A 23,552-nucleotide genomic window follows, 5' to 3' on the forward strand; every position below is an offset into this window, starting at 1 on the left:
ATCAATGGCCGGGCGCGGTCTGCCGCCAGGCCTGGGAGCGGCGCAACAAACCGCGCGAAGCCCAGGCCAGCAGCAGGGACACGCCCGCCGAGGTGAACAGAATCAGGGTCGACATCGCTGCCGCGCCGCCGACGTTGCCGGCGTCATCCATGTTCAGTACCGCCACCGCCGCGAGGATGGTGTCGGGGCTGTAGAGGAAGATCGCCGCCGAAACGGTGGTCATGGCCGAGACGAACAGGTAGCGCACGATGTCCAGCAGCGCCGGCAGGCAGATCGGCACGGTGACGCGCAGGTAATGCCGATACAGAGGCGCCTTGAGCGACAACGCGGCGGCTTCGAACTCGGCGTCGAGCTGGCGCAGCGCCGTGGTCGCGGTCATTTGCGCGGTGGTCAAATAGTGAGCAATGGTGCAGACCACCAGCAGGGTCATGGTCCCGTAGAGCACATGCAGCGGGTTGCCGGTGAGGTTGAAGAAGAAGACGTAACCCAGGCCCAGCACCAGACCCGGCACCGCCATCGGTACGAAACTGAGCATGCGCAGTGTCAGATTCAATCCGCGCTGGCCCTTGGTTTTTTCCATCAGGTACGCGCCGGTAAAGATCAGCACGCTGCCGATCAATGCCGTACACAGCGCCATCTTCACGCTGTTGCCATAGGCCAGCCAGCCACCGCCAGCCGTGTCGTTGAACTGGTAATGGTTGAGCGAGAGCGACAGGTTGTACGGCCAGAATTTCACCAGCGACGAATACACCGCCATGCCGAACACCAGCAACAACACCGCGCAGATCAGCAGCACGATGGCCAGGTAGCAACCGTCCCGCAGTTTCGACGGCGCCGGTTGAAAGACCTGCGCCCGACCGCTCATGGAATCACCGTGACGGCGACGCAACCAGGCGTCGACACCGAAGCTGAACAGCGCTGGCAGCAGCAGGACCATGCCGATCAACGCGCCGCGACCGAATTGTTGCTGGCCGACCACGGCTTTGTAGGCTTCCAGCGCCAGCACCTGATAATCGCCACCGACCACCACGGGCACGCCGAAGTCGGTGATGGTCAGGGTGAACACCAGACAGAACGCCGCGAACACAGCCTGACGCGTTGCCGGCCAAGTGATGCTGCGGAAAGCTTTCGCCGGACTGGCGCCCATGCTGGAGGCGGCATCGAAGAGTCGCGCATCCGCCAAGGACAACGCCGACAGCAGAATCATCAGCGCGTGTGGGAAGGTGTAGATGACCTCACCGAGAACAATCCCCCAGAAGCCGTAGATATTGTCCGAAAGCAAACCGCGCAACATGCCCTGGTTGCCGAACAGATAAACCAGCGCAATGCCCGGCAACATCGACGGCGCCATCAGCGGCAACAGCGACATGCCGCGCCAGATGCCTTTGCCCGGTATCAATGTGCGTTGCAGGGCGTAGGCAAACAGGTAGGCCAGCGGTACGACAATCGCCGCCACGCTGAGGGAAACTTTCAGGCTATTGCCCAGCAGCCAATGAAAATTCGCACTGGTCACCAATTCACGGGCGGCCACCAGACCGCCGCCCTGCCCGGCTTCCGAACTGAAGCCGCGCCAGAAGATCGCCAGCAACGGCATCAGCACCGCAACGCCGAGCAACGCCAGTAACAGGACCTTGCCGCCGACCACGAACACCCGGTCGCCGATCTCGGCACGGGAGGTCTGCCGAACCTGCTTGTGCGGTATCGGCAGCGCGAGGTTCGCGCTCATCAGGCAAACACCTGCAGGCTGCGTGGCGGCAAGGCGACCATGATCTGCTGGGCGCCGAGGCGTGGCATGGCTTCTGGCGCCAGTTCCGCCAGCAATGCATGGCCTGGCAGTTGATCGAGTTCGAAGCTCATGCGGCAGCGGTTGCCGAGGAAGGTGATCTCGCGAACCTTGGCCGGGAACAGGTTTTCTTCATGCACGGGCGGGTTGACGTTGATCGCTTCCGGGCGGCAAAACAGACGACCCGATGCGGCGTTACCCGAACCGGCGGCCAGGCGCATGTTCATACCGCCGACCTGGGCGTGGCTGTCGCTGCTGCGCTGGAATGGCAGCCAGTTGCCCTGACCGACAAACTCCGCCACAAACGGTGTGGCCGGGCGGTCGTAGATTTCCTGCGGCGTGGCGTATTGCTCGACCTTGCCGTTGTTCATCACGGCGATGCGGTCGGCCATCAGCATGGCTTCGTCCTGATTGTGGGTGACCATCAGGGTGGTGATGCCGAGGTTGCGCTGCAGTTGGCGCAATTCGGTGCACAGATGCTCGCGAACCCGGGCGTCGAGGGCCGACATCGGTTCGTCCAGCAGCAGCAACGAAGGCGCCGGCGCCAAGGCCCGAGCCAGTGCGACACGCTGCTGTTGGCCGCCGGACAATTGGCCGGGGTACTTTTTCTCACTGCCGATCAGGCCGACCAGTTCCAGCATCTGACCGACACGCTTGCGCACTTCATCGCGACCACTGCCGGCGAGGCCGTAGGCGATGTTCGCTTCGACGGTGAGATTGGGGAATAGCGCGTAGGACTGAAACAGAATGCCGTAGTCCCGCGCCTGGGGTGCCAGGTGGGAAACGTCGCGATCGCCGAGGTACAACTCGCCGCTGTCCTGCTTCTCAAGACCGGCGATGCAGCGCAGCAAAGTGGTTTTGCCACAGCCCGACGGGCCCAGCAGGCACACCAGTTCACCGGCCGCCACGTCGAGGGAAACGTTATCCAGCGCGGTGAAGGCGCCGAAGCGTTTCTGCACGCCGCGCACTTTCATCGGGGCGCCGGGGTTGGTCAGGGCAGTTGCGATCGAGTGGTTCATGGACAGGCCTCATCAAGCAGATGAAGGCCATCCTAGATTTGTAATGCGTCCGTCATGTGGCAGTGAGGCAAAAACGGCTGATAGTGGTATTCAGGGATTTGGGTTGGGGGTCCTGGTTCTGTGTTGTTTGATCTGGCGCCTTCGCGAGCAAGCCCGCTCCCACAGTTGATCTGTGTTCGACGCAAATCAAATGTGGGAGCGAGCTTGCTCGCGATGAGGCCAGAACAAGCAATAGAGATTTCAGGCGGGGGCCATTTCCTGCGCCAGGCCGAGAAACGCCGCCGGCAGCCGCGCGCCTTTTCGCTCCTTGAGGCAGTACAAATACTCGGGAATCTGCGGCGCATTCTCGATGGTCAGCACGCGCAGTTGCGGATCATGGGGCACTTCCTGCCGGGCAATGATGCTGATGCCGATATTGCGCAACACCGCCTCACGAATCGACTCACGGCTGCCAATCTCCAGCAGCGGCCCGAAACTCACCCCGGCGCTGGCCAGTAACTCCTCGGTCAGACGTCGAGTGGTCGAGCCCGATTCGCGCATCAATAAGGTATGCCCGGCCAATGCACTCAGAGGAACATGGTCGTGGACCGCCAGCGGATGATTGCGATGCACCGCCAGCACCAGCGGATCGCTGCCGAGCACCCGGCGAATCAGCCGCGCATCGTCGAGCAACTGTGACGACGCCGCGACATCCACCCGGTAATCCTCCAGTGCTTCAAGCACCTGCTGGGAGTTACCGATTTCCACCGACACTTCCACCTGCGGCAAGCGCTCGCGAAAGGTCTTCACCAGGTCGAGGATGTAATACGGCGCGGTAGCGGCGATGCGCAATGTGCCTTGGACCTGACCGCTGTTACGCAGGAAAAACTCGATGTCGGCTTCCTGCTGCAACAGTGCCTTGACCATCGGCAGCAGCCGCGCACCTTCATCGCTGACGCTGAGGCGGCGGCCGCCACGGTAGAACAGCTCGACCGAGTACTGACTTTCCAGATTGCGAATCTGCGTGGTCACCGTGGGTTGGCTCAGGCCGAGTTTTTTCGCCGCCAGGGTAATGCTGCCCAGGCGGGCAACCATGTAAAACGCCTTCAGCTCGGCACTCAGCACACCCTTTCCTCATCGTTTATTTGCGCAACAGGCGCAAACCGTTGAACACCACCAACAGGCTCACGCCCATGTCGGCGAACACCGCCATCCACATGGTGGCGATCCCGGCGAAGGTTACCCCAAGAAAGATCGCTTTGATGACCAATGCCAGGGCAATGTTCTGTTTGAGGATGCTTGAGGTTTGCCGTGACAGCCGGATGAAGGTCGGAATCTTGCGCAGATCGTCGTCCATCAGGGCGACATCGGCGGTCTCGATGGCGGTATCGGTGCCCGCCGCCGCCATGGCAAAACCGATCTCGGCTCGCGCCAGCGCCGGTGCGTCGTTGATGCCATCACCGACCATGCCGACGTTATGGCCCCGCGCATAAAGGGCTTCGATGGCTTGCAGCTTGTCGGTCGGCAGCAGATCGCCCTTGGCCTCGTCGATGCCGACTTGCGCGGCAATCGCCTGAGCGGTGTGGACGTTGTCGCCAGTGAGCATCAGGGTTTTGATGCCAAGGTCGTGCAGTTGCTGGATCGCCTCGCGGCTGGACTCTTTTACGGTGTCGGCCACGGCGAACAGCGCCAGCGGGCCGGATTGGTCGAGCAGCAGCACCACGGACTTGCCCTGTTTCTCCAGCGCGAACAGCTTTTCCTCCAGTGCGGGCGAGCACAGGTTCAGTTCTTCCACTAAACGGTGATTACCCAAGTGGTAAACCTGACCATTGATTTCGCCGCGCACACCGCGACCGGCCAGCGCCTCAAAGTTATCCACAGTCAGCGGTGCGCGTTGTTTATCCACAGCCGCGTTGGCAATGGCCAAGGACACCGGGTGATCGGAGCGACCGGCCAGCGCCGCTGCAATCGCCGGAGCTGATGCGTCAGCGGTTGGATCAAGCGACAGGTAATCGGTCTGCACCGGTTTGCCGTGTGTGATCGTGCCGGTCTTGTCCAAGGCCAGGTAATCGAGCTTGTAACCGCCCTCCAGATAAACGCCGCCCTTCACCAGAATCCCTTTGCGCGCCGCCGCCGCGAGGCCGCTGACGATGGTCACTGGCGTAGAAATCACCAGCGCACACGGGCAGGCAACCACCAACAACACCAGCGCCCGGTAGATCCAGTCGAACCACAGCGCGCCCATAAACAGTGGTGGAATCACCGCCACCGCGAGCGCCAGGATAAACACTGCAGGCGTATAGATTTTCGAGAAGCTGTCGACGAAGCGTTGGGTCGGTGCCCGTGCGCCTTGGGCCTGTTCCACCGCGTGGATGATCCGCGCCAGGGTCGAGTTGTTGGCCGCGGCGGTCACGGTGTATTCCAGCGAACCCGCCTGGTTGATGGTGCCTGCGAAGACTTTATCGCCCACCGTCTTCTCGATCGGCAGGCTTTCGCCGGTGATCGGCGCTTGATCGATGGTAGAAGTGCCAGACACTACTTGGCCGTCAAGGCCGATTCGCTCGCCGGGACGCACCCGCACCCGCGCGCCCAACTCGATGGTTTTGACGTCTTGCTCGACCCAACTGCCGTCGGCCTGCTGCACCGTGGCCTGTTCCGGGGCCATCTGCATCAGGCCGCCGATGGCGTTGCGCGCCCGGTCCAGCGACTTGGCTTCGATCAACTCGGCCACGGTGAACAGGAACATCACCATCGCCGCTTCCGGCCATTGACCGATCAGGATCGCGCCAGTCACCGCGATGCTCATCAGCGCGTTGATGTTCAGGTTGAGGTTTTTAAGTGCGATCCAGCCCTTCTTATAGGTGCCGAGGCCGCCGCTGAGGATCGAGATCAGCGCGATGACGGCCACGACCCAAGTCGGTGCGGCGTTGGTGAAGTGGATAACCTCTGCAGCCAGCGCGCCCACGCCGGACAGCGCCAAGGGCCACCAGTGCTTTTTCTCGGGGATTGGCGCTGGGGCTTCGGTGCCCTGCTCCATCGGTTCGGCCACCATGCCCAGGGACTTGACCGCCTCAATGATCGGCGCAGTGCTCGGCAGGTCATGGGTGACGCCCAACACGCGGTTGATCAGGTTGAATTCCAGTTGCTGCACACCCGCGAGCTTGCCGAGTTTGTTCTGGATCAGCGTCTGCTCGGTCGGGCAATCCATGGCGTCGATGCGAAAGCTGCTCAGTCGCGCACCGGCCGTTGGGGTTTCGCTCAACTTGATCAGCGACGACGCCGCCACTTTGGACGAACAGCAGGAATCCCCGTGGCCGCTGTGGTCATGCTTCTGTACAGGCTGCAGCTTGTGGCTGTGATCGTGATCGTGATCGTGATCAGCCTCGGGTTTGTTCGTGTGAAGGGAATCGCTCATTGGGTCGCGTCCAGAAAGGTGCCTGTTGCCAAGTAAAGACCCTGTAGCCACTATAGGGTCAAGCACCTATTTGGAGATTGCCGTCATGAAGATCGGAGAACTGGCCAAACTCACCGACTGCGCCGTGGAAACCATCCGCTACTACGAGCGCGAAAACCTCCTGCCGGAACCGGCCCGCAGCGACGGCAACTACCGCGTCTACACCCAGGCTCATGCCGAGCGTCTGACCTTCATCCGCAACTGCCGAACCCTCGACATGACGCTGGAAGAAATCCGCAGCCTGCTGGCCCTGCGCGACAGCCCGCAGGATCAATGTGAAAGCGTGAATGCGCTGATCGACGAACACATTCATCACGTCAAGGCGCGGATTGATGGGTTGATGGCGTTGCAGACACAACTGCTCGACCTGCGCCAACGTTGCAGCGAAGGGCCGGATATCGATCAGTGCGGGATTTTGCAGCGGCTGGAGGTGAGTGGCGGGGTTGTGGCGACGGAGGTTGAGCATTCTCATGTTGGCCGCAGTCACGGGCATTAAGAACACCAAATAACCCTGTGGGAGCGGGCTTGCTCGCGAATGCGGTGTGTCAGACAACATCTCTGTCGACTGACACTCCCTCTTCGCGAGCAAGCCCGCTCCCACATTTGGTCGGTGTTAAGGCTTAAACCGCCATCGGCGCGGTCATTGGGGCGTGGTGCTCGTAGCCTTCCAGCGAGAAATCGCTCGGCTCGATCAACTCCAGCCACTCCGGCTGATACACACCGGTCTTGGCAAACTCTGGCACACGATCACTAATCACCAGTTTCGGCATCGGGAACGGCTCGCGCTTGAGCTGTTCATTCAGCATGTCCAAGTGGTTTTCGTAGACGTGGGCATCACCGATGAAATAGGTGAACCAGCGCGGCGTGTAGCCGGTCAGGCGACCGATCAGGCTCAGCAGCGCGGCGCCTTCGGTGAGGTTGAACGGCGTGCCCAGGCCCAGGTCGTTCGAACGGATGTAGAGGGTCAGGGAGATTTCCTTCGTCTCGACATTCGGGTGGAACTGGTACAGCAGATGGCACGGCGGCAGGGCCATTTCATCAAGTTGCGCGACGTTCCAGCCGTGGAACAGGATGCGGCGGCTGCCCGGGTCTTTGATGATGGTGTCGACGCACTGGCGGATCTGGTCGATCGCCTTGTACAGCACCACGTAGGCCTGACCGTTTTCTTCGCCTTCAGCAATCTGACGATAACCTTGGCTCAGGGTCTGTTCGATAGCGGCCTGGTTGCTGACCGGGATCTGCTTGTACGCCGGCCATTTGCGCCATTGCACGCCGTAGATCTCGCCGAGGTCGTCTTCGCCCTGACGGAACGGGTTGGCCAGCCACTGGGCGTTTTCGTTGGCGTTCTGATCCCAGACTTTGCAGCCCAAGGCACGGAACTCGGCGGCGTTGTTCACCCCGCGCAGAAAACCACACATCTCGCCGACGGCCGATTTGAAGGCCATCTTGCGCGTGGTGATCGCCGGGAAACCTTCCTTCAGGTCGTAACGCAGCATCGCGCCAGGGAAGCTGATGGTGTTCACGCCGGTGCGGTTGGCCTGTTTGGTGCCGTTCTTGATGACGTGGGCGACCAGTTCGAGATATTGCTTCATGAGTTACCTGTGTCCTTGAACCCGGGACCGTCGCCCCGGGGTTCGAATTTATACGGCCGCCGCTGGAGCCGCCGGTGCACGGTGATACGCCAGCCAGATCAGGTACAGACCGCCGACGATCATCGGCACGCAAAGTACTTGACCCATGGTCAGCCAGTTCCAGGCCAGATAGCCCAGTTGCGCGTCCGGCACCCGGACGAATTCGACGATGAAACGGAAGATGCCATAGAACAGCGCGAACATCCCGGACACCGCCATGGTCGGCCGCGGCTTGCGCGAGAACAACCAGAGAATGGCAAACAGCGCCACGCCTTCAAGCGCGAACTGGTACAGCTGCGACGGGTGACGCGCCAGTTGTGCCGGATCGGTCGGGAAGACCATCGCCCACGGCACATCGGTGGCCTTGCCCCACAATTCGGCGTTGATGAAGTTGCCAATACGTCCGGCGCCCAGACCGATCGGCACCATCGGTGCGACGAAGTCCATCAGCTGGAAGAACGACTTGTTGTTCTTTTTACCGAACCACAACGCGGCCAACATCACGCCGATGAAGCCGCCATGGAACGACATGCCGCCCTTCCACACTTCGAAAATCAGCAGTGGATTGGCGATGTAGGCGCTCAGGTCGTAAAACAGCACATAACCCAAGCGACCACCGACGATGACGCCCATCGACATCCAGAACACCATGTCGGAGAGTTTCTCCTTGGTCCAGGTCGGGTCGAAGCGGTTCAGCCGGCGCGATGCCAGCAGCCAGGCGCCGCCGATGCCGATCAGGTACATCAAGCCGTACCAGTGGATTTTCAGCGGACCGATGGCCAATGCCACCGGGTCGATCTGCGGGTAAGGCAGCATTGCGACTCCTTGTTAGAGTTGAAACTTTCAAAATTCCCGGGCGACGCTGTCACGCCAGGATTAAGTCAGGATTGCGGTACACGTCAGAGCAAGAAGTTCAGGCCCACGCAGAACAGCAAAGCGGCGAACAGTCTTTTCAGCAACTTCGGCGACAGGCTGTGGGCCAATCGTGCGCCGAGACGGGCAAAGAACATGCTGGTCAGGGCGATCCCCAGCAACGCCGGCAAATAAACAAAACCGAGACTATGGGCCGGCAGCAATGGATCGTGCCAGCCCAGAATCATGAAAAATAATGCACTGGACAAGGCAATCGGCAGGCCGCAGGCGGATGAAGTCGCCACGGCTTGCTGCATCGGTACGCTGCGCCAGGTCAGAAACGGCACCGTCAGCGAGCCGCCACCAATCCCGAAAATCGCCGAGGCCCAGCCAATCACACTGCCGGCCACGGTCAGACCGACTTTACCCGGGACCGTTCGGCTGGCCTTGGGTTTGAAATCCAGTGCCAGTTGCGCAGCGATGACCAGGGCGAAGACGCCAATTATTTTCTGCAAGTTGGGCCCGGAAATCGCTTCAGCCGTCAGCGCGCCGAAACCGGCACCGATGAGAATACCGAGGGTCATCCAGGCAAAAATCGGCCAACGCACAGCACCGCGACGGTGATGTTCGCGAATCGCATTGACCGAGGTAAATATGATTGTCGCCAGGGACGTGCCGACCGCCAGGTGCGTGAGGATCGACGGATCGAACCCTTGCAGCTTGAAACTGTAAACCAGCACCGGAACGATAATGATCCCGCCGCCGACCCCGAACAGCCCGGCCAGCACACCTGCACAGGCGCCGAGCGCCAGATAGAGCAGAAATTCCATGCGCATCCCCAAATGAGAGCGGCATGGTAACGGATGCATGGCCTCAAGCTCCACTGGATGGCGATGGATACCCACACGATGACTGAGTAGAGTGGGCAGAAAACACACAAGGACTACCTTATGTGCCTGATTGTTTTCGCTTGGCGACCGGGTCACGCCCAGCCGCTGATCGTGGCGGCCAACCGCGACGAATTCTATGCCCGGCCCAGCTTGCCCCTGGCGCAATGGCCCGAAGCACCGCACGTGCATGCCGGTCGTGATCTGGAGGCGGGAGGCACCTGGCTCGGTGTTGGCGCCAATGGACGCTTCGCCGCACTGACCAACATCCGCGATCCGCACCAGCCGCCCGCACGCAAGTCGCGGGGTGAACTGGTGGCGAGATTCCTGACCGGCGACATGTCGATAGATGACTACTTGGCGGACGTTGGCGGACGTTCGCTGGAATATGCCGGATTTAATCTGCTGATCGGTAATGCCAACGAACTGTGGCACTTCAATGCCCGGGAGACTGAGGCGGTGATGCTGCCACCGGGGGTTTATGGGTTGTCGAACGCGGGGCTGGATACGCCGTGGCCGAAACTGCTCAAGGCGCGGGCAGCGCTGGAGGAAGTGCTGGACGATCCGCAACCCCAGGCTTTATTGGCGCTGCTGAATGATCCGCAGACGGCGCCATTTGCCGAATTGCCGGATACCGGGGTCGGGTTGGCCACCGAGACGTTGCTGTCGAGTGTGTTTATTGCCAGTCCGACTTATGGGACCCGGGCGAGTACGGCGTTGATTGTTCAGGCGGATGGGACGCGGTGGATGGTTGAGCGGAGTTTTGGGCCGTATGGCGGGCATTTGGGGGAGGTAGAGGTGCGGGTTTAGATTGTGAGGTGTCAGTTAGAACCACCCCTCACCCTAACCCTCTCCCCAGGGGGTAGAGGGGACTGACCGAGTTGTTTTTTTGATATTTTGCGACCGAGGAAATCGAGTCGAGCTCAGGGTTTGAACAGCATGGAGATCGGCTCCCTTTCCCCCTCGCCCCCTTGGGGAGAGGGTTGGGGTGAGGGGTGGCTTCTGAATCCACCGCAGGTTTAGAGGGTCTTGGCCGAAGCCGGATTAATCATCCGCGCCAACCCAAGGTTCTTCAGCGCCAGTTGCAGCGAGCTGTGGATAACTTGCGGGTTGTCGATGGTCATCAGTTCGGCGAGCAATTCCTTGGCCTTGCTCAGGTTGATCTGACGCAACATCCACTTCACTTTCGGTAAGTTGGTGGCGTTCATCGACAGGCTGTCGAAGCCCATCGCCATCAACAGCACCGCCGCCGCCGGGTCACCGGCCATTTCACCGCAGATACTCACTGGCTTGCCTTCGGCATGAGCATCACGCACCACGCTCTGAAGGGCTTGCAGCACCGCTGGGTGCAGGTAGTCGTAGAGGTCGGCTACCCGCGGGTTGTTTCGATCCACCGCCAGCAGGTACTGGGTCAGGTCGTTGGAACCGACCGACAGGAAGTCCACTTGCCGCGCCAGTTCCTTGGTCTGATAAACCGCCGCCGGAATTTCGATCATCACGCCGATCGGCGGCATAGGCACATCGCAGCCTTCGTCGCGGACTTCGCCCCAGGCCCGGTGAATCAGGTGCAGGGCTTCTTCCAGCTCGTGGGTGCCGGAGATCATCGGCAGCAGAATCCGCAGGTTGTTCAAGCCTTCGCTAGCCTTGAGCATGGCGCGGGTCTGCACCAGGAAGATTTCCGGGTGGTCGAGCGTGACGCGAATACCGCGCCAGCCGAGGAACGGGTTGTCTTCCTTGATCGGGAAGTACGACAGCGACTTGTCGCCACCAATGTCCAGGCTACGCATGGTCACCGGTTGTGGGTGGAACGCGGCGAGCTGCTCGCGATAAATCGCCAGCTGCTCTTTTTCACTCGGGAAGCGCTGGTTGATCATGAACGGCACTTCGGTGCGGTACAGACCGACACCCTCAGCGCCACGCTTCTGCGCCCGCGCCACGTCCGCCAGCAGGCCGGTGTTGACCCACAGCGGCATGCGGTGGCCATCGAGGGTCACGCACGGCAAGTCCCGCAGCGCATCCAGCCCGAGGGCCAGTTGCTTCTCTTCCTCGACCACTTCGGCGAACTGCTTGCGCAGCACTTCGCTGGGGTTGGTGTAGACCTCGCCGTGGTAGCCGTCGACGATCATCTGGATGCCGTCGACCTTGGAATACGGCAAGTCGACCAGGCCCATCACCGTCGGGATACCCATGGCTCGCGCCAGGATCGCCACGTGGGAGTTGCCGGAACCGAGTACCGACACCAGACCGACCAGCTTGCCTTCCGGCACTTCGCCGAGCATTGCCGGCGTCAGTTCTTCGCTGATCAGGATGGTGTTGTCGGGGTAGACCAGGGTCTGTTGACGCTCTTCCTGCAGATAAGCCAGCAAGCGCCGGCCGAGGTCTTTGACGTCGGAGGCGCGCTCACGCAGGTAGGCGTCGTCCATCAATTCGAAACGGTTGACGTGTTCGGTGACCACCTGACGCAACGCGCCCTGGGCCCACTGACCGGTCTTGATCACGGTGGTGATTTCGCTGCCGAGCGAGGCATCGTCGAGCATCATCAAGTAGACATCGAACAGCGCGCGCTCTTCCGGGCGCAACTGGTTCGCCAGCTTGGCGGACAAGGCGCGCATGTCGGCGCGCACGCCTTCGATGGCGGTCTTGAACAGCCCGAGTTCGGCGGTGATGTCGGTGATGGTTTTGTCGGGCACCACGTCCAGATCGGCCGGCGGCAGCATGACCACCGCGGTACCGACCGCAGCACCCGGCGAACCCGGTACGCCGATGAACTTGGCTTCCTGAATGCCCTTGCCCTGACGGCCCAGGCCCCGGATCGAACCGGTGGCTTCGGCGTGGGCGATAACGCCGGCGAGCTGCGCGCTCATGGTCACGAGGAAGGCTTCTTCACCTTCGTCGAACTGGCGACGTTCTTTTTGCTGAATGACCAACACGCCGACAACGCGGCGGTGGTGAATGATCGGCGCCCCGAGGAATGAGGCGTAGCGCTCTTCACCGGTCTCGGCGAAGTAGCGGTAGCGCGGGTGATCCGCGGCGTTTTCGAGGTTCAGGGGTTCTTCACGCGTGCCGACCAGGCCAACCAGACCTTCGTTGGGTGCCATGCTGACTTTGCCGATCGAGCGCTTGTTCAAGCCCTCGGTGGCCATCAGCACGAAGCGGTTGGTTTCAGGGTCAAGCAGGTAGACCGAGCAGACCTGGCTGCCCATGGCCTCTTTGACGCGCAACACAATAATCCCCAACGCCGCCTTGAGATCCTTGGCGGAGTTAACTTCCTGGACGATCTTGCGCAGCGTATTGAGCATGGCTCGGGGTCGAACTCCGTCGTCAGTCGCGCGATAAAAGGCGCGGGGCAAGCTCTTTGAGAGCGCGTCGATACACTTCGCGCTTGAATGTCACCACCTGGCCCAACGGATACCAATAACTGACCCAGCGCCAGCCATCGAATTCCGGTTTACCGGTCAAATCCATCCGCACCCGCTGCTCGTTGGAGACCAGGCGCAGGAGAAACCATTTCTGTTTCTGGCCGATGCACAGCGGTTGGCTGTGCGTCCTGACCAGACGTTGCGGCAAACGATAGCGCAACCAGCCCCGGGTGCAGGCGAGAATTTCAACATCTTCGCGCTCAAGCCCCACTTCTTCGTTCAACTCGCGGTACAAGGCGTCTTCCGGCGTCTCCTGGGGGTTGATCCCGCCCTGTGGAAACTGCCAGGCATCTTGATTGATACGGCGAGCCCATAGCACCTGTCCGGCATCATTCGTGAGAATGATCCCGACATTGGGGCGGAAACCATCGGGGTCGATCACGGCAACAACCTCGCAAACGCATGTCGCCGCATTGTTCCACAAAGGTTGTGATAGCAGCAACGAGCCGGTCTACCTTATGTGCACTCTTGTGAAAAGTCCGTATTCTGGACGCCTTTCTACAGACTTTTCAGCGAGTAACTGCAATGCGGCTGGCTTTATTCGACTTGGACAACACGCTCTTGGGCGGTGACAGTGACCACGCCTGGGGCGATTACCTGTGCGAACGCGGCTTCCTCGACGCCGTCGCCTACAAGGCGCGCAACGACGAGTTCTATCAGGATTACCTGGCTGGCAAGCTGGATAACGATGCCTACCTGAACTTTTGTCTGGAAGTGCTCGGCCGCACCGAGATGGCCACGCTGGATCAATGGCACCAGGATTACATGCGCGATTGCATTGAGCCGATCGTGTTGCCCAAGGGTCTCGAACTGCTGGCCAAGCACCGCGAGGCGGGTGACAAACTGGTGATCATCACCGCCACAAACCGTTTTGTTACCGGGCCGATTGCCCAGCGCCTGGGTGTCGAAACCCTGATCGCCACGGAATGTGAAATGGTTGATGGCCGCTACACCGGGCGCAGCACCGACGTCCCGTGCTTCCGCGAAGGCAAGGTGACGCGGTTGAATCGTTGGCTGGAAGAAACCGGGTATTCGTTGGAGGGCAGCTATTTCTACAGCGACTCGATGAATGATTTTCCGCTGCTGGAGCAGGTGACGCATCCAGTGGCTGTCGATCCGGACCCTAACTTGCGCGCTGAAGCGGAGAAGCGTGGCTGGCCGGTAATCAGTCTGCGCGACTAACATCGCCTTCGCGAGCAAGCCCGCTCCCACATTTGATCTGCGTCGTACACAAAATCTGTGTTCGCTGAAGATCTAGTGTGGGAGCGGGCTTGCTCGCGAAGGGGCCGACTCGGTCCCAAGCCTTAAACCGGCTTCGCGCCCATCAGCCCCGCAATGGCGATAAAACAGACGAAGCTGAACAGTGCAAGGGCGAAGGTGAACTTGCCGTTGCCTCCCGGAGCAGTGCGCAACTTGTTAAGCCGCACCAGCAACCAGAACCAGCCCAACGCCGCGACGGTGTAAAGCACACTGGAAGCCAGCAACCACGTCTGCCCCAACGGCCAGCCCACCAGATGCACCATCCACCAGCCGGTAAACGGCATGCTCAGCAGCGCCAGGCCCATCACCAGCCAGATAAAAACCCGCGGCCGCTGCAAGGTCCGCGCAGGAGCAGTCGCATCACCGTTGCGTCGCGTGCGCCAGACCCAGATCGCCAGACCCAGTGCGCTGACCAGCAGCAACACCGTCGCCACCATATGAGCGACTTTCAGGGCGGTTAACGTTTCCATTGTTCGATTTCCTTATGGCCTGGCCATCAGCGTAGCCGCTCAGCCGAGAAACAGCTGATAGGCCGGGTTGTCGCTTTCGTCCCAGTACGGGTAGCCGATTTCTTCCAGCGCTGCGGGCACCAGATGACGTTCATCGTGAGGCACTTGCAGCCCCGCGACCACACGACCATCCGCTGCGCCATGGTTGCGGTAGTGGAACATCGAGATGTTCCAGCGCCCGCCGAGCTTGTTGAGGAAGTTGAACAGCGCACCCGGACGCTCCGGGAATTCGAAGCGCAGAATCACTTCATCAACCACATGAGCCGCACGGCCGCCGACCATGTGGCGGATGTGCAACTTGGCCAACTCGTTGTCGGTCAGGTCGAGTACCGGGAAACCCTGCTCGGTCAGACTGGCCAGCAGCGCACTGCGCGGATCGTTTTCCGGGTGCGTCTGCACGCCAACAAAGATGTGCGCCTCGCTGCCGGTGTTGTAGCGGTAGTTGAATTCGGTGATCTGGCGCTTGCCGATGGCTTCACAGAACGCCTTGAAGCTGCCCGGCTTCTCGGGGATGGTCACGGCGATAATCGCTTCGCGCCCCTCGCCCAGTTCGGCGCGCTCGGCAACGTGGCGCAGGCGGTCGAAGTTGACGTTGGCGCCGGAGTCGATGGCCACGAAGGTATGCCCGGTGACGCCGCGTTGCTCGACGTATTTCTTGATCCCGGCCACGCCCAAGGCGCCGGCAGGTTCAGTGATCGAGCGGGTATCGTCGTAGATGTCCTTGATCGCCGCGCAGATTTCATCGGTGCTGACGGTGATCACTTCATCGACATAGTCTTTGCAGATCTCAAAGGTGTGCTGACCGATCTGCGCCACTGCGACGCCATCGGCGAAGAGGCCCACGGTCGGCAGGATCACGCGCTCGCCAGCGGCCATGGCGGCTTGAAGGCAGTTGGAATCGTCTGGCTCGACGCCGATGATTTTGATTTCAGGCCGCAAGTACTTCACGTACGCCGCGATCCCGGCGATCAACCCGCCACCGCCCACCGGGACGAAGATCGCGTCCAGACGGCCAGGGTGCTGGCGCAGAATCTCCATTGCCACTGTGCCCTGCCCGGCAATGGTGTGGGGATCGTCGTAAGGGTGGATGTAGACGTAGCCTTTTTCGTCGACCAGTTTCAGCGAGTAAGCCAGGGCTTCCGGGAACGAATCCCCGTGCAGCACCACTTTTCCGCCACGGGAACGCACGCCTTCGACTTTGATTTCCGGGGTGGTCTTGGGCATCACGATGGTCGCTTTCACGCCCAACACTTTCGCCGCCAGGGCCAGGCCTTGCGCATGGTTGCCCGCCGAAGCAGTGACGACACCGCGAGCGCGCTCTTCATCGGAAAGCTGCGTGAGCTTGTTGTAGGCGCCGCGAATCTTGAACGAGAACACCGGCTGCAAGTCTTCGCGCTTGAGCCAAATACTGTTGCCCAGCCGCTCGGAGAGCTGGCGGGCAGTCTGCAATGGGGTTTCTACGGCAACGTCATAAACGCGCGAGGTGAGGATCTTTTTGACGTACTGTTCGAGCATCGGAAAGCATCACTGAGCGGGTTGGGCAGGGCCAAGGAGTCTAACCCGGCTTTCGGCCGGGCGACCACACGAATCAAGAGGTTTTAGCCCGGCATGGGTCTATAATGCCGACCTTTCCGTTCTCCCCTTGCCCGCTTCGGAGCCCGCATGACCCAGGATCAACTCAAACAGGCAGTGGCTCAGGCCGCCGTCGACTTCATCCTTCCGAAACTCGACGACAAGAGCATCGTCGGGGTCGGCACCGGCTCCACCGCCAACTGCTTCATCGACGCACTGGCCAAGCACAAAGGCGCGTTCGACGGCGCGGTCGCCAGTTCCGAAGCCACCGCTGCCCGCCTCAAGGGCCACGGCATTCCGGTGTATGAGCTGAACACTGTCAGCGACCTGGAGTTCTACGTCGACGGCGCCGATGAAAGCGACGAGCACCTGAACCTGATCAAGGGCGGCGGCGCAGCCCTGACCCGCGAGAAGATTGTGGCGGCCGTGGCCAAGACCTTCATCTGCATCGCCGACGCCAGCAAACTGGTGCCGGTACTCGGTGCGTTCCCGCTGCCGGTGGAAGTGATCCCGATGGCCCGCAGCCACGTGGCCCGCGAACTGGTGAAGCTGGGCGGCGACCCGGTCTACCGTGAAGGCGTGCTGACCGACAACGGCAACATCATTCTCGACGTGTTCAACATGCAGATCACCAACCCGGTGGAGCTGGAGACGCAAATCAACGCCATCGTCGGCGTGGTCACCAATGGGTTGTTCGCAGCTCGTCCAGCGGATTTGCTGCTGCTGGGCACCAGCGAAGGCGTGAAAACCCTCCGCGCCCAATAAGCCCAACACAGATTTGTGATTGGAACTGATTCCCCTGTGGGAGCGAGCTTGCTCGCGATGAGGCCATGTCAGTCGACAGAGATGTTGAATGACAAACCGATATCGCGAGCAAGCTCGCTCCCACAGTTGTTTTGTGGTGCTTGTTAGTTTTGTGCTGGTTTTTTGAAGACGTAGAACAGGTTCGGCTCGCTCACCAGGTACATCGTACCGTCGTCATCCATGGCGATCCCTTCCGCTTGTGGCACCGTCTTCTGCAACCCCTGACGCCCCTTGTTCAGTGACAGGGTGCTCAGCGGTCGCCCGTCCACATCGAGTTCCAGAATCAGCCGCGACTCATCCGACAACGCCAACAGATGGCCGCTGCGCTCGTCGTATTGCAGGCTGGACAGGTCTCGCACGAACATCCCCGCATCGCGCTTGGGGTTGTTCACTACGTGCACCGCGTAGGATTTTTCCGGGTTGTAATGCGGAAAGCCGTGCACTTCGTAGATCAACATCGGGTCGCGTTCCTTGGCGACAAACAACCGCTTGCCCACCGAGTCGTAAGCCAGGCCTTCGAAGCCCTTGTTGCCGCTCATGTGCACGCCAAGGGTCATCTGCTCGGCATCCGCTGCGTCGAGGAACGTTGTGTCGTTCTCCAGATGAATCTTGATCAGCCGTTGCTGACGCTCGTCAGCGATCACGTAAGTGTCGGCGCTGATGAATTCCACGGCTTCCGGATCGCCAAACCCGACCAGCGCAATGCGTCGAATAATCTGGCCGTCCAGCGACAGTTCGATCAGCTCTGAGTTTTTGTTGGTGACGGTGAACAGGCTTTTGCGCACCGGATCGAAGGTCAGCGCCGAGACATCGTCGTCCAGCCCAGCAATGACTCGCGCCTCGACCGCTACCTGGTACTGATCCAGAGCGATGGACTGACCGTTTGTTGGCTGCCAAAGCGTGTACAGATTGAACCAGGCGCGCTCGAACAGGCGCAGGTACTGGCCGGCCGCAACCAGCGCGATCAACGCTATGACCGACAGGATCAAAAGCAGAGGCTTGGGGCGGGCAAGTCGACGCATTCAGGCCTTATTTCTGCTTTTCGAAGCGATAGAACAGGTTCGGCTCGCTCACCATGTACAGCGTACCCGCCTCGTCCATCGTCACGCCTTCGGCGCGAGGAATGGTTTTCTTCAAACCATTGAAGCCGCCCAGCAAGGTCATGAAGCTGACCTGTTCACCCTTCTCGTCCAGCTCCAGCAACAAGTGGGAATCGGCAGACAGCACCAGGGTGTGGCCAGTGCGCGGGTCGATGGCCAGCGCCGAGAGGTTGCGTATGTCCAGTTCATCACTGGTGAGTTTTTGCTTGTCGCCCTTCAGGATCTGGCTGCCATCGCTTTTCCAGCTAAACAGTGCTGGCGGACGCTCTTCACCCAGCAGGATTTGCTGATTGCGCGAATCCCAGACGATGGCTTCGAAGGCCTTGTTCTGGTCTTTCGAAGGCCCGAGGTCGTACTTCGGGAAGTCGGCGATGTTCAGCTCGCGGGTATCGGCATCGACCTTGACGATGGAGAGCATGTGTTCGCGCTCATCGACGATGGCCAGCAGACCGTTGCCCATCACGGTCACCCCTTCCGGGTTGCTCCAGCCCACCAGCGGCATCTTGCGCAGCACGTCGCCCTGCAGGGTCAGCTCGACGAGGAACGGGTTCTTGCCCATCACCGAGAACAGGGTTTTTGACTGAGGATCGTAAGCCAGGTCCGACGCTTCGTCCTTTTCCATGCCCGGCAGCAGCTTGGCGTCGATCACTGCCCGGTAATCCGGTAGCCAGACACTGGCCTGACGCTCGGCGGGGCTTTCGAAACGCTCGCGCAACCAGAGCACGCCACGGTCATCCCAATGCATGGCAAACGCAACGCCGTACGCGATGGCTGCCACCAGCAAAAGCCAGGAATACCAACGCATGACAAAGCGCGAGCGGCGGGCAGTTTTAAGCTTGGGCAGTGGTTGGGTGGCCATCGAGGGATGCGTTCCAGAAATTCAGGCTAAGGGTAATAGCACAATTGGGACCGGCTAAGACGCCGCAAGTCCCGGAATTATCCGGACAAGATGTGAAAAAAACGGGAAATGGCGGGAAAGCCCTTTTGTGGCCGAACACAAAAACCAATGTGGGAGCGAGCCTGCTCGCGATGAGGCCAGTACATCCAACAATGATGTTGAATGACAGACCGCTATCGCGAGCAGGCTCGCTCCCACAGTTTTTTTGCGGTGATGCGACTAGCGGACGCTGCTGGTGAAGCTGCTGGCGCCTGGCAATTCAATCACCAGTTCATCGCCGACATTCAGCGGACCAACACCCACCGGCGTACCCGTCAGGATCACGTCACCGGCCTGCAGCGAGAAGCAGCCGGCCATGTGCTGGATCATCGGCACGATCGGGTTGAGCATCGCGCTGCTGTTGCCATCCTGGCGCACTTCGCCGTTGATGGTCAGGCGGATGCCGATGTCGGTCAGGTCAGCGAACGTGCTGCCGGACACGAATGGCGCAATCACCGCCGCACCGTCGAAGGACTTGGCGATTTCCCACGGCAGGCCCTTGGCTTTCAGCTCGGCCTGCTTGTCGCGCAGGGTCAGGTCCAGGGCCGGAGCGAAACCGGAGATAGCATCGAGCACTTCTTCACGGCTCGGCTTGGTCGACAAAGGCTTGCCGATCAACACCGCGATTTCCGCTTCGTAATGCACCGAGCCACGTTCGGTCGGAATGCTGAAACCACCTTCCAGCGGCACTACGCAACTGCCCGGCTTAATGAACAGCAGCGGTTCTGTAGGCACCGGGTTGTCCAGTTCCTTGGCGTGTTCGGCGTAGTTACGGCCGATGCACACCACTTTCCCCAACGGGAAGTGAATACGCGTACCGTCGACATAATGGTGCTGATAGCTCATTGACCGACTCCTGTTCCGCAGCTCTTAAATTCAAAAGTCAAACAGCGAAAATTTTGCCCGGGTTCATGATGCCGTTCGGATCGAACACCGCTTTGACCGCTTTCATGTACTCGATCTCAACCGGCGAGCGGCTGTAGGTCAAGTAGTCACGCTTGGTCATGCCCACGCCATGTTCGGCGGAAATCGAGCCGTTGTACTTCTCAACGGTTTCGAACACCCACTTGTTGACGGTCGCGCACTTGGCGAAGAACTCATCCTTGCTCAGGTTTTCCGGCTTGAGGATGTTCAAGTGCAGGTTGCCGTCGCCGATGTGGCCGAACCAGACGATTTCGAAATCCGGGTAGTGTTCGCCGACGATCGCGTCGATTTCCTTCAGGAACGCTGGGACTTTCGACACAGTGACCGAAATGTCGTTCTTGTACGGCGTCCAGTGGGAAATGGTCTCGGAGATGTATTCGCGCAGCTTCCAGAGGTTCTGCAGCTGGGTTTCGCTCTGACTCATCACGCCGTCCAGCACCCAGCCCTGCTCGACGCAGTGCTCGAAGGTTTCCAGGGCGTGGTTGGCCACTTCTTCGGTGGTCGCTTCGAATTCCAGCAATGCGTAGAACGGGCAATCTGTTTCGAATGGCGCTGGCACGTCGCCCCGTCCCATGACCTTGGCCAAGGCTTTATCGGAGAAGAATTCGAATGCGGTCAGGTCGAGTTTGCTCTGGAACGCGTGCAGTACCGGCATGATCGAGTCGAAATCGGTAGTGCCGAGGACCATCGCGGTGAGGTTTTTCGGGGCACGATCCAGACGCATGGTGGCTTCGACCACGAAACCGAGGGTGCCTTCAGCGCCAATGAACAGCTGACGCAGGTCGTAGCCGGTAGCGTTCTTGATCAGGTCTTTGTTCAGTTCCAGCAGATCGCCTTTGCCGGTGACGACTTTCATGCCGGCCACCCAGTTACGGGTCATGCCGTAGCGAATCACCTTGATCCCGCCGGCATTGGTGCCGATATTGCCGCCAATCTGGCTCGAACCTGCGGAGGCGAAATCCACCGGGTAGTACAGGCCTTTTTCTTCGGCGACGTTCTGCAAGTGTTCAGTCACCACACCCGGCTGGCAGACCGCGGTGCGGTCGGTCATGTTCACGTCGAGGATCTGGTTCATGTAGTCGAAGGACACAACGACTTCGCCATTGGCAGCCACGGCCGCGGCGGACAGCCCGGTACGACCGCCGGATGGCACCAGTGCAATTTTGTGCTCATTGGCCCAACGGACAATGGCCTGGACCTGCTCGGTGGTCTTGGGGAACACGATGGCGGTCGGGGCCGGGGCGAAATGCTTGGTCCAATCCTTACCGTAAGCATTCAGGGAGTCGGCATCGGTCAGCACCTTGCCAGGCTCAACCAGGGTCTTCAGCTCTTCAATCAGGGCAGGATTGGTCATCGACAGAACTCTCGAACAATTCATGGTCATCCTGAGAACGCTTCACGTCGCAGGAATGAGTGTTTAGCGGGGTGCATATGCTAGCATACCGACCCCGCAGGATAGTGCCCAACGGCTATTCTGTGGCGACGGCCTTCTTGCCGTCCGGGTCAGCATCTGTTGACCATTTCCTGCCATTTTTCTCCGGGATACAGGTTTACGCAGATGAGCAAGACTTCTCTCGATAAGAGCAAGATCAAGTTCCTTCTTCTCGAAGGCGTCCACCAATCGGCTGTCGACGTCCTCAAGTCGGCGGGCTACACCAGCATCGAGTACCTCACAGGTTCTCTGCCGGAAGCCCAGCTGAAGGAAAAGATCGCTGATGCTCACTTCATCGGCATTCGCTCCCGCACTCAACTGACCGAAGAGATCTTCGATCAGGCGAAGAAACTGGTCGCTGTCGGCTGTTTCTGCATCGGCACCAACCAGGTTGACCTTAATGCTGCCCGCGAACGCGGCATCGCAGTGTTCAACGCTCCGTACTCCAACACTCGCTCCGTTGCCGAGCTGGTGCTGGCCGAAGCGATCCTGTTGCTGCGCGGCATCCCTGAGAAGAACGCTTCCTGCCACCGTGGCGGCTGGATCAAGAGCGCGGCCAACTCCTTCGAAATCCGTGGCAAGAAGCTCGGCATCGTCGGTTACGGCTCGATCGGTACTCAACTGTCGGTCCTGGCTGAAGGCCTGGGCATGCAGGTGTACTTCTACGACACCGTGACCAAGCTGCCATTGGGCAACGCGACTCAGGTCGGTAACCTGACCGAGCTGCTGGGCATGTCCGACATCGTGACCCTGCACGTTCCGGAAACCGCTGCGACCCAGTGGATGATCGGCGAGAAAGAAATCCGTGCGATCAAGAAGGGCGGCATCCTGATCAACGCGGCTCGCGGCACTGTAGTTGAACTGCAAGCGCTGGCGGACGCGATCAAGGACAAGCACCTGATCGGCGCGGCCATCGACGTATTCCCGGTAGAGCCTCGCTCCAACGAAGAAGAGTTCGAAAGCCCGCTGCGTGGCCTGGACAACGTGATCCTGACCCCGCACATCGGCGGTTCCACCGCTGAAGCGCAAGCCAACATCGGTCTGGAAGTGGCTGAAAAACTGGTCAAGTACAGCGACAACGGTACCTCGGTATCGTCGGTGAACTTCCCGGAAGTGGCCCTGCCGGCTCACCCTGGCAAGCACCGTCTGCTGCACATCCACGAGAACATTCCGGGTGTGATGAGCGAGATCAACAAGGTCTTCGCCGAAAACGGCATCAACATTTCCGGTCAGTTCCTGCAGACCAACGAGAAAGTCGGCTACGTCGTGATCGACGTCGACGCCGATTACTCGGAAATTGCCCAAGAGAAGCTGCAGCACATCAACGGCACCATTCGTTGCCGCGTGTTGTTCTGATAGTGACTTGAGTGACAAAAAAAGGAGCCCTTGGGGGCTCCTTTTTCATGGGCGCGGTTCTTTATTCCGAGCAGGTTACTTAACGTTGACGGTGATTTTCTCCGACACGATCGGCGGATCGAACGGCATGTGGCCGCTATCGCCCAGTTCCAGCTGCAAGGTGTGTTTACCCGGCGTCAGCTTTACTTCAGCCTGGGTCTGCGCCTTGCCGAAATGCAGGTGATTGGCATCGTTGGGGATCGGCGAACCGGCGGCCGGCAGTTGATCGACATCGATCAGCAAGTGGTGATGGCCGGTGTTCTTGGTGACATCGCCCGCTGGCGCCAGCGCAATGTTCTCGACAGCGAACTTGACGACGACGGTTTGCGGAACCGTGGCTCCATCCGCAGGAGAAACGATGGACACTTCTGCACCTTTGGGAGCCGGGGTAGCAGCCGTTGCCAGCATCGAAGCCCCCATCAACAGGCCAGCCAATGCTGCTCGTGACATAAAGGTTTTCATTCTCTTCTCCAGTTTTTCCGTAAAATCCGTGTGGCCATGACAACTTCACGGCCATTCGTTGTCGAAGGCACACGACAACCATAGCAAAGCGAGCCTGAACCAGAGCATCGCGATAATGAATTCAAAGGAGTGA

Annotated in this window: 21 protein-coding genes; 5 read left to right on the forward strand and 16 right to left on the reverse strand. The window is 60.0% G+C overall.

What is annotated here, in order from left to right; genetic code table 11:
- Position 1 precedes the first annotated feature (1 nt).
- The 4 genes from ACYZTZ_RS26460 to ACYZTZ_RS26475 all read right to left on the reverse strand — a co-directional run bounded on the left by ACYZTZ_RS26460 (position 2) and on the right by ACYZTZ_RS26475 (position 6,196).
- Positions 2-1,726, reverse strand: coding sequence for a putative 2-aminoethylphosphonate ABC transporter permease subunit (locus ACYZTZ_RS26460; protein ID WP_046045184.1), 1,725 nt, complete (start codon positions 1,724-1,726; stop codon positions 2-4).
- Complete coding sequence (locus ACYZTZ_RS26465) at positions 1,726-2,802, reverse strand: putative 2-aminoethylphosphonate ABC transporter ATP-binding protein (protein WP_415772062.1); 1,077 nt, start codon at positions 2,800-2,802, stop codon at positions 1,726-1,728. Before ACYZTZ_RS26465 ends, ACYZTZ_RS26460 begins: the two co-directional genes overlap by 1 nt.
- A 240-nt stretch (positions 2,803-3,042) precedes the next feature.
- The gene (locus ACYZTZ_RS26470) at positions 3,043-3,906 is read right to left on the reverse strand and encodes a LysR family transcriptional regulator (RefSeq protein ID WP_033060537.1); all 864 of its coding nucleotides are present in this window, start codon (positions 3,904-3,906) and stop codon (positions 3,043-3,045) included.
- 16 nt (positions 3,907-3,922) lie between these two features.
- Positions 3,923-6,196, reverse strand: a complete 2,274-nt coding sequence (locus ACYZTZ_RS26475) for a heavy metal translocating P-type ATPase (RefSeq protein ID WP_462000137.1) — start codon at positions 6,194-6,196, stop codon at positions 3,923-3,925.
- 85 nt (positions 6,197-6,281) lie between these two features.
- Here ACYZTZ_RS26475 and cadR point away from each other — a divergent pair, with 85 nt between their 5' ends.
- Positions 6,282-6,731 (forward strand): Cd(II)/Pb(II)-responsive transcriptional regulator, encoded by a 450-nt coding sequence (gene cadR / locus ACYZTZ_RS26480; RefSeq protein WP_056738877.1) that lies wholly within the window; start codon positions 6,282-6,284, stop codon positions 6,729-6,731.
- A gap of 124 nt (positions 6,732-6,855) precedes the next feature.
- On the opposite strand, the gene ACYZTZ_RS26485 is transcribed toward cadR, so the two are convergent.
- The 3 genes from ACYZTZ_RS26485 to ACYZTZ_RS26495 all read right to left on the reverse strand — a co-directional run bounded on the left by ACYZTZ_RS26485 (position 6,856) and on the right by ACYZTZ_RS26495 (position 9,548).
- Positions 6,856-7,827 carry a thymidylate synthase gene (locus tag ACYZTZ_RS26485; RefSeq protein ID WP_462000138.1) on the reverse strand — a complete coding sequence of 324 codons (972 nt, stop codon included), beginning with the start codon at positions 7,825-7,827 and terminating at the stop codon, positions 6,856-6,858.
- 48 nt (positions 7,828-7,875) lie between these two features.
- Complete coding sequence (gene lgt / locus ACYZTZ_RS26490) at positions 7,876-8,682, reverse strand: prolipoprotein diacylglyceryl transferase (protein ID WP_056738876.1); 807 nt, start codon at positions 8,680-8,682, stop codon at positions 7,876-7,878.
- Positions 8,683-8,765: 83 nt separating this feature from the next.
- Positions 8,766-9,548 carry a sulfite exporter TauE/SafE family protein gene (locus ACYZTZ_RS26495; protein ID WP_033060544.1) on the reverse strand — a complete coding sequence of 261 codons (783 nt, stop codon included), beginning with the start codon at positions 9,546-9,548 and terminating at the stop codon, positions 8,766-8,768.
- 120 nt (positions 9,549-9,668) lie between these two features.
- Here ACYZTZ_RS26495 and ACYZTZ_RS26500 point away from each other — a divergent pair, with 120 nt between their 5' ends.
- A complete protein-coding gene (locus tag ACYZTZ_RS26500) occupies positions 9,669-10,415 on the forward strand; it encodes an NRDE family protein (protein WP_462000139.1) in 747 nt (248 codons plus the stop codon).
- Positions 10,416-10,624: 209 nt separating this feature from the next.
- Here the strand turns inward: ACYZTZ_RS26500 and ptsP are convergent, their stop codons facing one another.
- Both ptsP and ACYZTZ_RS26510 read right to left on the reverse strand, forming a co-directional pair.
- Complete coding sequence (ptsP, locus tag ACYZTZ_RS26505) at positions 10,625-12,904, reverse strand: phosphoenolpyruvate--protein phosphotransferase (protein WP_056738869.1); 2,280 nt, start codon at positions 12,902-12,904, stop codon at positions 10,625-10,627.
- Positions 12,905-12,926: 22 nt separating this feature from the next.
- Entirely contained in the window at positions 12,927-13,406 is a 480-nt protein-coding gene (locus ACYZTZ_RS26510) for an RNA pyrophosphohydrolase (protein WP_008150514.1), read from the reverse strand.
- A 143-nt stretch (positions 13,407-13,549) separates the two neighbouring features.
- Here ACYZTZ_RS26510 and ACYZTZ_RS26515 point away from each other — a divergent pair, with 143 nt between their 5' ends.
- Entirely contained in the window at positions 13,550-14,206 is a 657-nt protein-coding gene (locus tag ACYZTZ_RS26515; RefSeq protein WP_462000140.1) for a histidinol-phosphatase, read from the forward strand.
- 122 nt (positions 14,207-14,328) lie between these two features.
- Here the strand turns inward: ACYZTZ_RS26515 and ACYZTZ_RS26520 are convergent, their stop codons facing one another.
- Positions 14,329-14,754, reverse strand: a complete 426-nt coding sequence (locus ACYZTZ_RS26520) for a DUF2269 domain-containing protein (protein WP_462000141.1) — start codon at positions 14,752-14,754, stop codon at positions 14,329-14,331.
- A 39-nt stretch (positions 14,755-14,793) separates the two neighbouring features.
- A complete protein-coding gene (ilvA, locus tag ACYZTZ_RS26525; RefSeq protein WP_462000142.1) occupies positions 14,794-16,308 on the reverse strand; it encodes a threonine ammonia-lyase, biosynthetic in 1,515 nt (504 codons plus the stop codon).
- 147 nt (positions 16,309-16,455) lie between these two features.
- Here ilvA and rpiA point away from each other — a divergent pair, with 147 nt between their 5' ends.
- Positions 16,456-17,130, forward strand: a complete 675-nt coding sequence (gene rpiA, locus ACYZTZ_RS26530; protein ID WP_111448403.1) for a ribose-5-phosphate isomerase RpiA — start codon at positions 16,456-16,458, stop codon at positions 17,128-17,130.
- Positions 17,131-17,273: 143 nt separating this feature from the next.
- On the opposite strand, the gene ACYZTZ_RS26535 is transcribed toward rpiA, so the two are convergent.
- From ACYZTZ_RS26535 to ACYZTZ_RS26550, 4 genes are all read right to left on the reverse strand, one after another.
- Complete coding sequence (locus tag ACYZTZ_RS26535) at positions 17,274-18,191, reverse strand: SdiA-regulated domain-containing protein (RefSeq protein WP_462000143.1); 918 nt, start codon at positions 18,189-18,191, stop codon at positions 17,274-17,276.
- 7 nt (positions 18,192-18,198) lie between these two features.
- Positions 18,199-19,128: an SdiA-regulated domain-containing protein gene (locus tag ACYZTZ_RS26540; protein ID WP_462000144.1), complete on the reverse strand. Its 930-nt coding sequence runs from the start codon at positions 19,126-19,128 to the stop codon at positions 18,199-18,201.
- 258 nt (positions 19,129-19,386) lie between these two features.
- On the reverse strand, positions 19,387-20,052 hold the full coding sequence (locus ACYZTZ_RS26545; protein ID WP_462000145.1) for a fumarylacetoacetate hydrolase family protein: 666 nt from the start codon (positions 20,050-20,052) through the stop codon (positions 19,387-19,389).
- Positions 20,053-20,089: 37 nt separating this feature from the next.
- Positions 20,090-21,484, reverse strand: a complete 1,395-nt coding sequence (locus tag ACYZTZ_RS26550; RefSeq protein ID WP_462000146.1) for an FAD-binding oxidoreductase — start codon at positions 21,482-21,484, stop codon at positions 20,090-20,092.
- 204 nt (positions 21,485-21,688) lie between these two features.
- On the opposite strand from ACYZTZ_RS26550, the gene serA reads away from it, so the two are divergent.
- On the forward strand, positions 21,689-22,918 hold the full coding sequence (gene serA / locus ACYZTZ_RS26555; RefSeq protein WP_046045168.1) for a phosphoglycerate dehydrogenase: 1,230 nt from the start codon (positions 21,689-21,691) through the stop codon (positions 22,916-22,918).
- A gap of 75 nt (positions 22,919-22,993) precedes the next feature.
- Here the strand turns inward: serA and ACYZTZ_RS26560 are convergent, their stop codons facing one another.
- Positions 22,994-23,419, reverse strand: a complete 426-nt coding sequence (locus ACYZTZ_RS26560; RefSeq protein ID WP_462000147.1) for a DUF4399 domain-containing protein — start codon at positions 23,417-23,419, stop codon at positions 22,994-22,996.
- Between the last annotated feature and the right edge of the window lie 133 nt (positions 23,420-23,552).

This window comes from Pseudomonas sp. LB3P58 (assembly GCF_054897895.1).